Raw genomic sequence first — 13426 nt, 5'->3', positions numbered from 1 at the left:
AGGCACACCGCAGACGCAGCCTCGCCAAGGCTCGACAGCTGCTACGCAATCGCACCTCTGCGGAGCAGCAGTCGTAAAACCTCAGACTTCGGTGTATCAGGCACACCGCAGACGCAGCCTCGCCAAGGCTCGACAGCTGCTACGCAATCGCACCTCTGCGGTCAGTCGTGCTGTACCCGGGCGCGCTTGAGCAGTTTGCGGCAGCGCTCGGACAGGTGCAGCACCCGCAGGTGCTTGCCAGCCTTGGTATAGCGCTCCCGCAGGGTCATCAGCGCGGCAATCGCCGAGTAATCGACAAAGCTCAAGTGACGGCAATCCAGCGTCACCTGGGCCGGGTCGTTGGCCGGGTCGAACCGGTTGAGAAACGGCGTGGTCGAGGCAAAGAACAGCGTGCCGTGCACCCGATAGAGTTTGCTGCCGTCCGGCTCCATATGCTCATCGGCATACAACTCACGCGCTTGCTGCCAGGCAAAGTTCAGCGCCGCAATCACAATCCCGCACAGCACCGCCGTCGCCAGGTCGGTGAACACGGTAATCACCGTCACCGCCATGATCACCAGCACGTCGTTGAGCGGCACCTTGTTGATCACCCGCAACGAAGCCCAGGCAAACGTCTGCTGGGACACCACGAACATCACCCCCACCAACGCCGCCAGCGGAATGCGCTCGATCAGCGGTGACAGAAACAGAATGAACAGCAGGATCATCACCCCGGCAAATACCCCGGAGAAACGCCCACGCCCGCCGGAGCTGAGGTTGATCACGGTTTGCCCGATCATCGCGCAACCGCCCATGCCGCCGAACAGGCCCGAGACCATATTCGCCGCACCCAGGGCCACGCTTTCGCGGTCCGGGTAGCCACGGGTTTCGGTGATTTCGTCGGTGAGGTTGAGGGTCAGCAGGGTTTCCAGCAGGCCGACCATGGCCATCAGGATCGCGTAGGGCGCGATGATGTGCAGGGTTTCCAGGGTCCAGGGAATCTGCGGCAACGCAAAGCTCGGCAGGCCGCCGGCAATGTGGGCCATGTCGCCCAGGGTGCGGGTTGGCAGGCCCAGCAGGTACACCGCCAAACCGACGCCGAGGATCGCCACCAGGGCCGGCGGTACGGCGCGGGTCAGGCGCGGCAGCAGGTAGACAATGGCCATGGTTGCCGCGACCAGCCCGGTCATCACATACAGCGGCGTGCCGCTGAGCCAGCTGTCACCGCTCTTGAAGTGTTCCAGTTGCGCCAGGGCAATGATGATCGCCAGGCCGTTGACGAACCCGAGCATCACCGGGTGCGGCACCATGCGCACCAGCTTGCCCAGGCGTAACAGGCCGAAAGCGACCATGATCAACCCGCCCAGCAGCACCGTGGCCAGCAGGTACTGCACGCCGTGTTGCACAACCAGCGCGACGATCACCACCGCCATCGAACCGGCGGCACCGGAGACCATGCCGGGCCGGCCGCCGAACAGCGCGGTGAGGGTGCAGATGATGAATGCGCCGTAGAGGCCCATCAGCGGGTTGAGGTGAGCCACCAGGGCAAAGGCGATGCATTCGGGCAGCAAGGCAAAAGACGTGGTGAGTCCGGCCAGGGCGTCGGCGCGCAGACGGATGAGGTTCATTGAAGTACCGGGGAGTTGCGGGGATAAGGCTGGGGATGGTACGGAATTGGGCGCTGCGGAGCCAGCGATTGTGGCCAATTCCGTGGCGAGGGAGCTTGCTCCCGCTGGGCTGCGAAGCAGCCCTAAAAAGAACACTGCGGTGTTTCAGTTCAATTTTGACAACCGGTTTGGGACTGCTGCGCAGTCCAGCGGGAGCAAGCTCCCTCGCCACAAAAAACAGGGACCACGCAGCCTGGCATCAAACCATCTCGTTGCGAATCCACTCGACTACGGAGGTCCGCTTCGGCGCCCACCCCAGCAATTCCCGCGCATGCTTGCCACGCACCCGGCTGTTGGAGCCCAAGCCATAATTGGCCATCTCATAACCCCACTCGGCCTCGGCATCCGCCAATGGCCAATCCTGGGGCTTGCCCAGCTTCAGCGCTTCGGCAATCGCGGTGGTCATGTCGACAAACGCCGCTTCGCCACTCTCCACAAAGTAGAAAGTACCCGGCACATTCTTTTCCAGCGCCAGCAGGTACAACGCAACCACGTCTTCAATGTGCACGTTGGACCAGATGTTCTGGCCAGTGCCCACATGACGCACTACACCACTCTTGCGCGCCTGCTTGAGCAAGCGCGGCAATTGCACGCTGTCACGCTTCACGCCCAGGCTGTGGCCGTAGATCAGGGTGTTGCAGATCACTGCCGAGTTCACGCCGTCTTTGGCGGCAGCCAGGATCAGATTGTCGATAGCCACGCGGGCAGCCTTGTCGACGGTCGGCTCCGGCAGGTTGTCTTCGAAGTAGATGACATCGCTCGACTTACCGCCCGACGCATCACCGACGATGCTCGAACCGCTGGTGTGCAGGAAGGTTTTGTTGGAACCGCGCAGCGCGGCCAGCAAGGTTTCGACGGCGCCGCGATGGTCGCTGCTGGCGGCGTTGATCACGGCATCAGCCTTCTTCGCTTGCTCGGTCAGCAGCGCACTGTCATCCAGCGTGCCGATTACCGGGGTGATGCCCAGTGCGGTCATTTCTTCAGCCTGCTCGGCACTGCGCACCAAACCGGTAACTTTGTGGCCGGCATTGACCAGGCCAGTGGCGATGGAACCGCCGATAAAACCGGCAGCGCCGGTAATGAATACGTTCATGGAGGTGTCTCCCTGCGTGAGTAATTGATGGACTCAGTATTGCGGACCTATCCGTGCGGAATAAGTCCGTATTGACCAATTCAATCTTGCGCTGGGGTCACGAATCAGCTGGCGTAGCTGGCCAGCTTGCCCTGGATAAAGTCCAGGAAGCACTGGATGCGCAAGGCCAATTGCGAGTTGCGGTAGTACACCGCGTTGATCGGCTGGCGATAGCCGCTGTTGAACTCCGCCAGCACCGGTATCAGGCGCCCGGTCTTGATGTCCTGGGCGGTCATGAAGTCCGACAGACAGGTGATGCCCTGCCCTTCCAGCGCCAGCTGGCGCAAGGTTTCACCGCTGGAAGCGGCAACGCCCGGCTGGATCTGCCAGCGATCCCCGTGCACATGGCGCAGCGGCCAGTGGTTGAGGGTTTCGGTCTGGGTGAAGCCGAGCAAGGTGTGTTCGGCGAGTTCGGCAACGGTGCCGGGCGTGCCGTGCTGTTTCAGGTACGCCGGGCTGGCGAGGATATGCAGCGGGCTGCAACCCAGGGAGCGGGCGTGCAGGGTCGAGTCCGCCAGGGCGCCGATGCGGATCGCGATGTCGGTGCTCTGCTCCAGCAGGTCGATGATCAGGTCGTTGCTGTTCAGCTCCAGCTGGATGTCCGGGTACAGGCCACGAAACTCGGCGATGTACGGCACGATCGCGTGCAGCATGAACGGCGACGCCGCGTTGATCCGCAAGCGCCCCGACGGGGTTTGCTGGCGCGACGACAGGCGCTCTTCCAGGTCGTCCATCTGTTCGAGGATCACCTTGGCCCGCTCGAAGAAGTACTTGCCCTCCTCGGTCAGGTCCATGCGCCGGGTGGTGCGGTTGATCAGGGTGGTGTCGAGCTTGGCTTCCAGGCGCGACAGGGTGCGGCTGACCGCTGACGGCGTCTGCCCGACCTGTTCGGCTGCGGCGGAAATCGACCCGCATTCAATCACGCAGACGAAGATCTGTAGCTCATCGGATCGGGCTTTCAACGTGAATCCTCTTTATAGCGGCTGCACGGATACTAGCCGCATTACAGACTCAGGTTAAACACCTGGGCCAGATGCTGCTCATAACGCGCCACGTCGGCTTCGATGGCCGGGCGCTTCATCACGTCCACGCACAGGAAGGTCGGCAGGCCGGTCATGCCGAGGAATTCGTTGGCCTTGTGAAACGGGAAGTAGACCGCGTCCACGCCCTTGGCTTCGAAGAAGTCGGTAGGGTCGTCGAAGGCTTGCTGCGGGGCGTTCCAGGTCAGGGACAGCATGTATTGCTTGCCCTGGACCAGGCCGCCGCTGCCGTATTTCTGCGAAGAGTCGGAACGGGTGCGGCCGTCGCTGGCGTACAGGCTGCCGTGACCTTCGGTGAAGACTTCGTCGATGTACTTCTTGACGATCCATGGGGCGCCCATCCACCAGCCGGGCATCTGGTAGATGATCACGTCGGCCCAGAGGAACTTGGCGACTTCTTCGGCCACGTCGTAGCCGGCGTCGATGTGGGTTTCCTTGACGTCGACGCCGCCACGGTCGAGCACGGCCAGGGCGGCTTCATGCAGGGTGCTGTTGTAGCGACCGTCGGAGTGGGCGAATTTTTTACCACCGTTGAGCAGCAGAACTTTTTTCATGCAGGTGCCTAAAGATTAAAAATGTCTGAAGGCAGGGTAACGGGGTCGGCGCTTTGGAATAAGCGTCGGGCAGGCAAAATACATTTGATCAAATCGCACGAATCAATAACGCATTCTTAACCACTTATCAGCAGATGCCCACCCAGCGCAGCCATGCCGATAAAGAACACGCGCTTGAACAACACGGCACTGATGCGTTGGCGCAGGGCCTGGCCCAGCCACATCCCAAGCAGCGCCGGAACCAGCGCCAGTAGCGAGGCATTCAACTCGCCACCGCCCAGGCTGCCGCGCCAGAACAAACCGGCGGCCAGAGCCAGGGTCGAGACGGTGAACGACAAGCCCAGCGCCTGCACCAGTTGGTCGCGGTTCAAGCCCAAGGCTTGCAGATACGGCACCGCCGGAATCACGAATACGCCAGTGGCCGAGGTGATGACCCCGGTCAGCACGCCGCACAACGGCCCTAGCCAGCGCTCGGTACCCGGGCTGACCTTGAACGTCGGCAGCAGCAACCCGCTCAAGGCATACACCAGCAACGCCCCGCCCAACGCCCGCACCACCCAATGCCCGCCGTCCATACCGAGCCACAACGAGCCCAGCCCGGTGCCGAGGAAAATCAGCAGGAGCATTGGCCACAGGCGCTTGATCAAGGCGCTCAGGTGACCGCCGAACGCCAGTTGCCAGAGGTTGGTGACGGTGGACGGGATGATCAGCAACGCCGCAGCCTGCGCCGGCAGCATAGCCAGGCCGAGCATGCCCATGGCGACGGTGGGCAGGCCCAGGCCGATCACGCCCTTGACGGTACCGGCCAGCATAAACGTGCCGATCACCAGTAATGTCAGAGCCGGGCCGAGGTTTTGGTAGAACGCGAGTAAAGTATTCATGGGTTGATTTTGCGGGTTTGGGTGATGTCTGAAAATTCGCCATATACTGAGGCAGCCTCTTGTTTTGCGTGAGGCTGATGACGCCATCGCAGGCAAGCCAGCTCCCACAGTGGATCGCATTCCAACTGTGGGAGCTGGCTTGCCTGCGATGAGGCCGGCCCATTCACCCGGAACCTGCAGCCCATGCACTTTGACCTGATCGACCTGCGCCTCTACCTGCACATCCTCGACACCGGCAATATCACCGCCGGCGCCAGCCGCAGCCATTTGTCCCTGGCAGCCGCCAGCGCGCGGATTCGGGCGATGGAAGCTTCACTGGGCATCGAATTCCTGCAGCGTGGCCGCCGAGGCGTCACCCCAACCCCGGCAGGCAAAGCCCTGGCCCGTCACGCCCGCCTGCTGTTGCAGCAAGCCGAACACCTGCAGCAAGACCTCGCCGAATACGCCAACGGCGTCAAAGGCCAGGTGCGCCTGCTGTGCAACACCACTGCCCTGAGCGAATACCTGCCGGAACTGCTGGCGGATTTTCTGCACGAGCACCCCAACCTAGACATCGACCTGCAGGAACTGCCGAGCCTGCGCATCACCCAAGCCTTGCGCCAGGGCACAGCAGACCTGGGAATTATTTCCGATGCGGTGGACACCCACGGCCTGCAAACCCTGCCCTTTCGCGACGACCCGCTGGTGCTGATCATGCCGCTGGATCATCCCTTGGCCGAACGCACCGTGAGTTTCATCGACAGCTTGCAGCACGACTATGTGGGCCTGGCCGCCGGCAGCGCGCTGGCGGTGTACCTGGAAGAACAAGCGCTGCACGCCGGCTTTCGCTTGCAGACACGCATTCGCGCGGACGGCTTTGACGGGTTGATTCGCATGGTCGCCCGGGGCGCCGGGCTGGGGATCGTGCCTCAGGCGGCGCTGGAACGCTGGCCGCTGGAGCGGCGCTTCAAGGCCCAACCCCTTACCGAGGAGTGGGCCTGTCGCAAGCTGCTGTTATGTGCCCGCGAGTTCGAGCAATTGCCGGGTTACGCCACCCAACTGCTAAACGCCCTCTCCCCCTGTAGGAGCGAGCTTGCTCGCGAAGAACGTCAACTATAACGCGGGCTTTCTGATTTAACCCGGCGCCCTCGGGTTTTTCGCGAGCAAGCTCGCTCCTACAGGGTTTTGGCGGCCCTTGCGGAAAAACACGTAATACACCAGCGACAGAATCAGCAGGAACGGCACCCCGAACACCAGCGTCATCTTGAACGCGTCGGTGAAGAATGTGGTGATCATCACCGCCCCCATCAGCACCAGGCCCAGCAGGGTGCTGTAGGGAAACAGCGCCAGCTGGAACGACAACTTCGCCCCGCCGTGACGCTTGCGATAGCGGCGGAAAAACAGGTGCGTGAGGAAGATCATGAACCATGTGAAGATCGCGCCAAACATCGAGATCGCCATCATCAGGGTGAACGAGCTTTCCGGGTACACCACATTCAGCAGCGTCGCCAGGGCGATGCCCGAGCTGGACAGCAGCAAGGCGTTCAGCGGGATCCCGCTCTTGCTCAAGGCGCCCATCGACTTGGGCGCAAACCCGGCGCGGGACAGGCTGAACATCATGCGGGTGGTGATATAGAGCTGGCTGTTCATCGCCGACAAGGCCGCGATCAGGATCACAAAATTCATCACCCCCGTGGCGCCGGGAATCCCGATGGTCTGCATCACCGTGACGAACGGGCTCTGAGCATGCCCGGCCTGGTTCCACGGCACGATGGCGAGCATCAGCGCCAGGGTCAGCAGGTAGAACACCACCAGCCGTACGATGGTTGCGCGGAAGGCTTTTTTCACCGCCTGCTCCGGGTCGGCTGCTTCGCCGGCGGCCACCGCGATCATCTCCACGCTCAGGTAGCTGAAGATCGAGACAATCACCGCGATCCACATGCCGCTCAACCCGTTCGGGAAAAAGCCGCCGTGGGCGGTGTAATTCTGCACGCCGTAATCCGGATTGCCGGAGCCGAACACCACATACACCGCGAGGATGATGAAGCCGACAATGGCGCTGATCTTGATCGTGGAGAACCAGTATTCGAAGTTGCCGAAGGTCTTGACGCTGATGGCGTTGAGCACGATCAACACGCTGGAAAACGAGACGATCCACACCCACTCCGGCACGTTGGCGAACCAGTACTTCATGTACATCGCCACTGCCGTGACCTCGGCACCCACCGCCAGCACAATCGCCGCCCAGTAGGCATAGCGCACCAGGAAACCGGCCAGCGGGCTTACGTAGAACTCGGCATACGCGCCGAAGGAGCCCGAGGTGGAATGCGCCACGGTCATCTCCGCCAGGCAGCCCATCAACAGCAAGGTGATCAGCGCGCCGATGGCATAGCTGACCAGCACGCTGGGCCCGGCATAGCCGATGGCGTAGGCGCTGCCCATGAACAGCCCGGTGCCAATGGCGCCACCGATGGCGATCATGCTCATCTGGCCGGAAGTGAGCTGGCGCCGCAGGCCCAACTCGCGATTGGTTATTTCGGCAAAGCCTTGGTCTGGCGTGGTCACGTGGCGTGCCCCTTTATTATTGTGATTGCACACGATGTTGATGCCCCTTGTAGGAGCCCGGCTTGCCGGCGATGGCGATCTTACGGACGCCATCGCCGGCAAGCCGGGCTCCTACAAGGGTTTTGTGTTGTATCAGGTGACGCTGTGGCGAACTTTGAATTGCGGCTGGTCCCAGGTTTTCTGGTCGAGAATCTCGCCAAGGATTTCCACTGCGTCCCAGACCTCGGTGAAGCTGGTGTACAGCGGGGTAAACCCAAACCGCATGATGCGCGGCTCGCGATAATCACCAATCACGCCGCGGGCAATCAAGGCCTGGATAACCGCATAACCTTCCGGGTGCTCGAAGCTGACATGACTGCCACGCCGGGCATGTTCACGCGGGGTGATCAGGGTCAGTTCGTGGGCGGCGCAACGGGACTCCACCAGCGCGATAAACAGGTCGGTCAACGCCAGGGATTTAGTACGAAGGCTGGCCATGTCGGTCTGGGCAAAAATATCCAGGCCACATTCCACCATCGCCAGCGAGGTAATCGGCTGGGTACCGCACAGGTAGCGGGCAATGCCCTGGCTCGGCGCATAACGCGACTCCATGGCGAACTGCCGGGTATGCCCGAACCAGCCCGACAGCGGCTGCGTCACCGCATCCACCAGCGCCGGGTTGACCCACACAAACGCCTGGGAGCCCGGTCCGCCGTTGAGGTATTTGTAGGTGCAGCCAATCGCATAATCGGCCGCAGCCTGATGCAGGTCGATCGGCACCGCGCCCGCCGAATGCGCCAGGTCCCAGATCGCCAGCGCGCCACATTCATGGCTCAACGCGGTCTGGGCCTGCATGTCGTACATGTAGCCGGTCTTGTAATTGACGTGGGTGAGCATCACCACCGCTGTGTCCTGGTCTATGGCCTGGGGCAGTTCGTCCGGGCTGTTGACCAGGCGCAGGGAGTAGCCCTGTTGCAGCAGTTCGGTCAGGCCTTCGGCGATGTACAGGTCGGTGGGAAAATTGCTCGCTTCGCTGACGATCACCTTGCGGCTTGGCGCCCGCTCGCGCTGCACGGTCAGGGCCGCACTGAGCACCTTGAACAGGTTGATGGAGGTGGTATCAGTGATCACCACTTCACCGTCGCGGGCACCGATCAGCGGCGCCAGGCGATTGCCCAGGCGCTGGGCCAGGTCGGCCCAGCCAGCACTGTTCCAGCTGCGGATCAAGCCATTGCCCCACTCCTCGGCGATCACCGCTTGCGCCCGCGCCAGCGCTGCCACCGGGCGCGCGCCGAGGGAGTTGCCGTCGAGGTAGATCACCCCGGCCGGCAAGGCGAATTGGTTACGCAGCGGCGCCAGCGGATCCTGGGCGTCGAGGGTCAGGCAATGGGTGCGGGTGGTCATGGTCAGTCCTGTTCTTGTAGTAACAATGAGCCAAATAATGAACGAAGCTTTAGAGAATTTTCGTGCAAAGTGGTGGGCAACAGGCTAATTAAGCTGTAGGAAATTCGAATTTAACCTCCAAACACGCGGATTTATTCTAACCATGATTCTCGACGCCACCGACCTGCGCCTTCTGCATTTCCTGCAACAGGATGGCCGTATCAGTAACCAGGAACTGGCGGAGAAAGTCGCCCTGTCGCCATCGGCCTGCCTGCGGCGTTTGCGCCTGCTGGAGAGCGAGGGAATCATCAGTGGTTATCGGGCGGTGTTGAACGCCGAGCAGTTGGGAATTGAGCTGGAGGCTATCGTCCACCTGTCGTTGCGCCAGGATGTGGAGGATTGGCACGAGACGTTTATCAAGAAGGTGCAGGGGTGGCCGGAAGTGGCCAGTGCGTATGTGATTACCGGGGCGAGCAACTATGTGCTGCGGGTGCAGGCGCGCAACCTCAAGCACTTTTCGGACTTTATCGTGAACCACCTGAACCGCACGGCGGGGGTGATGGATATTCGGTCGGAGATTGTGTTGCAGAAGATCAAGGATCGAGATGATCTGCTGGATCTGGTTGTTCGCAAATAGCACGAACACCACACATCAAAGGTGGGAGCTGGCTTGCCTGCGATAGCGGTGTTTCATTCACCACCGCTATCGCAGGCAAGCCAGCTCCCACCTTTTTTACCGCGTTCAGTCTTCGAGGGCGCGCACTCGCTGCATGCGCTTCTGCTCTACCGGCGCCGCCGCAGGCTGCAACTCAAAGTCAAAATCAATCTGCGCAAACTGCCCTTCCACACCAAACTCCTTCGCCAGGTGTGCGTCTTCGCTGAAGCGAATCTCGGCGATCAACTCATCCCGCGTCGCATAGGCAAAATCATCGTGCAGGTACGGATCATCCGACAGGTTGATCTGCGTGGTCAGGTGCCGATGGCCCGGGGCCGAGATGAAGAAGTGGATATGCGCCGGCCGCTGGCCGTGGCGGCCCAACTGGTCCAGCAACTGCTGGGTCGGCCCGGTCGGCGGGCAGCCGTACCCGGACGGCACGATGCTGCGGAAACGATAGTTGCCCTGAGCATCGGTCTCGATCCGCCGGCGCAGGTTGAACTCCGACTGCGTGCCGTCAAACCACGAATACGTGCCGCCGGTATTGGCCTGCCACACATCGACAATCGCTCCCGCCAACGGTTTGCCGTTGGTGTCGCGCACCTGGCCCTGCATGAACAGCGGCACACCCGGGTCCTGCCCGTCATCCAGCCGCGCTTCGTATTTGGACAGCGGCGCGCCGGCCACATACAGCGGGCCTTCGATGGTGCGCGGGGTGCCGCCGGATTTGCCGGCTTCCTCGTCCGCCGCGTCCATCAGCATGTCCAGGTAATGCTCCAGGCCCAGGCCTGCCGCGAGCAACCCGGCTTCCTGGTTCTTGCCCAGTTCGTTGAGGTAGTTGACCGCCTTCCAGAACTCTTCCGGGGTCACTTCCAGGTCTTCGATGATGTTCACCGTGTCCCGCAGGATCCGGTAGATCAGCGCCTTGGCCCGTGGGTTGCCGCCGTCGTTCAGGTTGCCGCTGGCTTCTTCGAGAAACTGTTGGGCGTGAGCAGTCTGGGAAAGTCGGATGGTCATGGTGCAATCCTCATCTTGTAATTATTAGGTGAAAAAACAGACTCAGCGATCATCCTCACGGATCGACGATGGATGCCGGCACAGGGCATTCACTTCGATGGCCATGTAAGGATAAAGCGGCAGCTGCATCAACAGGTCATGCAGTTCCTGCACGCTGTCGACATCGAACACGCTGTAGTTGGCATACAGCCCGGCGATGCGCCACAGGTGGCGCCATTTGCCTTGCTCTTGTAACCGCTGCGAGAAGGCTTTTTCTTCAGCCTTGAGCGCGGCGGCGCGCTCGGGGTTCATGTCGACGGGCAGGTTCACGGTCATTTTTACGTGGAACAACATCGCAAGTGTCCTCTTGTTATTTATCGCGACGGAAGAACGCCAGGCGCTCTTCATCGATGGCCAGGCCCAGGCCCGGAGCGGTAGAGACATGCAGGTGGAAATCGCGGTACACCAGCGGCTCGGCCAGGATGTCTTCGGTGAGCAACAGCGGGCCGAACAGCTCGGTGTCCCACGCCAGTTTGTTCAAGGTGAGAAAGGCATGGGCCGAGGCCAGGGTGCCGATGCCGCCTTCGAGCATGGTGCCGCCGTACAGGCCGATGCCCGCGGCTTCGGCAATCGCGGCAGTGCGCAACACCGCACGCGGGCCGCCGTTCTTGGCGATCTTCAGGGCGAACACCGAAGCCGCGCCTTCGCGGGCCAGGTTGAAGGCGTCTTCCACACATTCGATGGATTCGTCGGCCATGATCGGCGCCGGGCTCGACAGGTTGAGCCGGGCCATGCCGCCACGGTTGTTGCGTGAAATGGGTTGTTCGATCAGGTCGATGCCGTTGTCGCCCAGCACCTTGCAGGCGCGCAGCGCCACGGCTTCGTCCCAGGCCTGATTGACGTCGACCCGCACACTGGCGCGCTCGCCCAGGGCTTTTTTGATCGCGATGACGTGGGCCAGGTCCTGGCTGACTTCACCGGCGCCGATCTTCAGTTTGAAGATGCGGTGGCGGCGCAGGTCGAGCATCTTCTCGGCCTCGGCGATGTCTTTTTCGGTGTTGCCGCTGGCCAGGGTCCAGGCCACTGGCAGGGCGTCCCGAACGCGGCCGCCGAGCAGTTCGCTGACCGGCAGGTTCAGGCGTTTGCCGAGGGCATCGAGCAAGGCACTTTCGATACCCGACTTGGCAAAGGTGTTGCCCCGAATGCTGCGCTCCAGGCGCAACATGGCGGCGTTGATGTTGCTGGCGTCCTGGCCGAGCAGCAGCGGCGCGAAGTGCCGGTCGATGTTGATCTTGATGCTGTCGGGGCTTTCATTGCCGTAGCTCAGGCCGCCGATGGTGGTGGATTCACCAATGCCTTCGATGCCGTCGGCGCAGCGCACGCGGATGATCACCAGGGTCTGGTTCTGCATCGTGTGCATCGCCAGCTTGTGCGGGCGGATGGTAGGAAGGTCGACGATGATGGTCTCGATCGACTCGATGGCGCAAATCGGCATGGCAATACCCGTTGGGTTCTTTATAGATTTGGCCTGATTCTGTTCCCCATTTTTTCTGGCTTCCAATATAGAATTGGTCTCGAACAATACCCTTAGGGTATGAATGGAGTCCTTATGGAACTGCGCCATCTGCGTTACTTCCAGGTGCTGGGGGAAACCCTCAACTTCACCCGCGCCGCCGAACGCCTGCACATTGCCCAGCCGCCGTTGAGCCGGCAGATCCAGCAATTGGAGGACGAACTGGGTGTGGTCCTGCTGGAACGCGGGCGGCCGTTGCGGCTGACCGAGGCCGGGCGGTTTTTCTATGAGCATGCCAATGTGCTGCTGGAGCAACTGGGCAAGGTGTGCGACAACACCCGGCGCATCGGCCTTGGGCAAAAGACCTGGCTGGGCATCGGTTTTGCGCCGTCGACGCTGTACGGCGTGCTGCCGGAGTTGATCCGGCGGCTGCGCAGCCACGATGGCCTGGAGCTGGAGTTGGGTTTGTCGGAAATGACTACTTTGCAACAGGTCGAAGCCCTCAAGGCCGGGCGGATTGACGTGGGCTTCGGGCGGATTCGCATCGACGACCCGGCCATTGTGCAGCGGGTGTTGGTGGAGGACCGGCTGGTGGCGGTGCTGCCGGCCGGGCATCCCTTGCTCGGCGCCCCGGCTACCTTGGCGCAGTTGGCTGCGGAACCCTTCGTGCTCTACCCCGGCAACCCGCGCCCGAGCTATGCCGACCATGTGATCGCACTGTTCGACGCCCATGGCTTGAGCCTCAAGGTTTCGCAGTGGACCAATGAGTTGCAGACCGCCATCGGCCTGGTCGGCGCGGGCATGGGCGTGACCCTGGTGCCGGCTTCGGTGCAGGTGCTGCATCGCGCAGATATCGGCTACACGCCGGTGGTGGAAGCCACCGCCACGTCGCCGATCATTCTCAGCCGGCGGATCAATGACCAGTCGCCGGGGCTCAATCATTGCCTGCAATTGGTCGAAGAGTTGATCTGAGGTCTCACAACCACCACAGATCCCCTGTGGGAGCTGGCTTGCCTGCGATAGCGGTGATTCAGAAAAGAAGGTGCAAGCTGATCTACCGCTATCGCAGGCAAGCCAGCTCCTACAGGGGATCTCCGTTGGTT

At 61.7% G+C, this 13426-nt stretch carries 13 protein-coding genes; 3 read left to right on the top strand and 10 right to left on the bottom strand.

Annotated elements, in window-relative coordinates; translation table 11 throughout:
* Positions 1-161: 161 nt before the first annotated feature.
* From M2400_RS30550 to M2400_RS30530, 5 genes are all read right to left on the bottom strand, one after another.
* On the bottom strand, positions 162-1607 hold the full coding sequence (locus M2400_RS30550) for a SulP family inorganic anion transporter (RefSeq protein WP_177115797.1): 1446 nt from the start codon (positions 1605-1607) through the stop codon (positions 162-164).
* Positions 1608-1845: 238 nt separating this feature from the next.
* A complete protein-coding gene (locus M2400_RS30545) occupies positions 1846-2739 on the bottom strand; it encodes an NAD-dependent epimerase/dehydratase family protein (RefSeq protein ID WP_259196393.1) in 894 nt (297 codons plus the stop codon).
* 104 nt (positions 2740-2843) lie between these two features.
* A complete protein-coding gene (locus M2400_RS30540) occupies positions 2844-3740 on the bottom strand; it encodes a LysR family transcriptional regulator (protein ID WP_177115799.1) in 897 nt (298 codons plus the stop codon).
* A gap of 41 nt (positions 3741-3781) precedes the next feature.
* Positions 3782-4372, bottom strand: a complete 591-nt coding sequence (locus M2400_RS30535; protein ID WP_177042150.1) for an NAD(P)H-dependent oxidoreductase — start codon at positions 4370-4372, stop codon at positions 3782-3784.
* Positions 4373-4488: 116 nt separating this feature from the next.
* The gene (locus M2400_RS30530) at positions 4489-5253 is read right to left on the bottom strand and encodes a sulfite exporter TauE/SafE family protein (RefSeq protein WP_259196390.1); all 765 of its coding nucleotides are present in this window, start codon (positions 5251-5253) and stop codon (positions 4489-4491) included.
* 183 nt (positions 5254-5436) lie between these two features.
* On the opposite strand from M2400_RS30530, the gene M2400_RS30525 reads away from it, so the two are divergent.
* The gene (locus M2400_RS30525; RefSeq protein WP_259196388.1) at positions 5437-6351 is read left to right on the top strand and encodes a LysR substrate-binding domain-containing protein; all 915 of its coding nucleotides are present in this window, start codon (positions 5437-5439) and stop codon (positions 6349-6351) included.
* A gap of 15 nt (positions 6352-6366) precedes the next feature.
* Here M2400_RS30525 and M2400_RS30520 read toward each other — a convergent pair whose 3' ends face one another.
* Complete coding sequence (locus M2400_RS30520) at positions 6367-7797, bottom strand: amino acid permease (protein ID WP_177115802.1); 1431 nt, start codon at positions 7795-7797, stop codon at positions 6367-6369.
* A 132-nt stretch (positions 7798-7929) separates the two neighbouring features.
* Positions 7930-9180, bottom strand: a complete 1251-nt coding sequence (kynU, locus tag M2400_RS30515) for a kynureninase (RefSeq protein ID WP_259196386.1) — start codon at positions 9178-9180, stop codon at positions 7930-7932.
* Positions 9181-9322: 142 nt separating this feature from the next.
* On the opposite strand from kynU, the gene M2400_RS30510 reads away from it, so the two are divergent.
* A complete protein-coding gene (locus tag M2400_RS30510; RefSeq protein ID WP_003212305.1) occupies positions 9323-9796 on the top strand; it encodes an Lrp/AsnC family transcriptional regulator in 474 nt (157 codons plus the stop codon).
* A gap of 105 nt (positions 9797-9901) precedes the next feature.
* Here the strand turns inward: M2400_RS30510 and catA are convergent, their stop codons facing one another.
* From catA to M2400_RS30495, 3 genes are read right to left on the bottom strand one after another with little or no spacing between them, the layout of a single operon-like run.
* Positions 9902-10831, bottom strand: a complete 930-nt coding sequence (gene catA, locus M2400_RS30505; protein WP_177042140.1) for a catechol 1,2-dioxygenase — start codon at positions 10829-10831, stop codon at positions 9902-9904.
* Between the two features lie 42 nt (positions 10832-10873).
* A complete protein-coding gene (catC, locus tag M2400_RS30500; RefSeq protein ID WP_010165520.1) occupies positions 10874-11164 on the bottom strand; it encodes a muconolactone Delta-isomerase in 291 nt (96 codons plus the stop codon).
* A gap of 16 nt (positions 11165-11180) precedes the next feature.
* Positions 11181-12305 carry a muconate cycloisomerase family protein gene (locus tag M2400_RS30495; protein ID WP_177042138.1) on the bottom strand — a complete coding sequence of 375 codons (1125 nt, stop codon included), beginning with the start codon at positions 12303-12305 and terminating at the stop codon, positions 11181-11183.
* Positions 12306-12419: 114 nt separating this feature from the next.
* Here M2400_RS30495 and M2400_RS30490 point away from each other — a divergent pair, with 114 nt between their 5' ends.
* A complete protein-coding gene (locus M2400_RS30490) occupies positions 12420-13295 on the top strand; it encodes a LysR family transcriptional regulator (RefSeq protein WP_088423584.1) in 876 nt (291 codons plus the stop codon).
* The last annotated feature ends 131 nt before the right edge of the window (positions 13296-13426 follow it).

Source organism: Pseudomonas sp. BIGb0558, assembly GCF_024807515.1.
GTDB lineage: Bacteria > Pseudomonadota > Gammaproteobacteria > Pseudomonadales > Pseudomonadaceae > Aquipseudomonas > Aquipseudomonas yamanorum_A.
The sequence above is the reverse complement of the archived record's forward strand: the minus strand, read 5'-3'. Positions and strand labels throughout refer to the sequence as shown.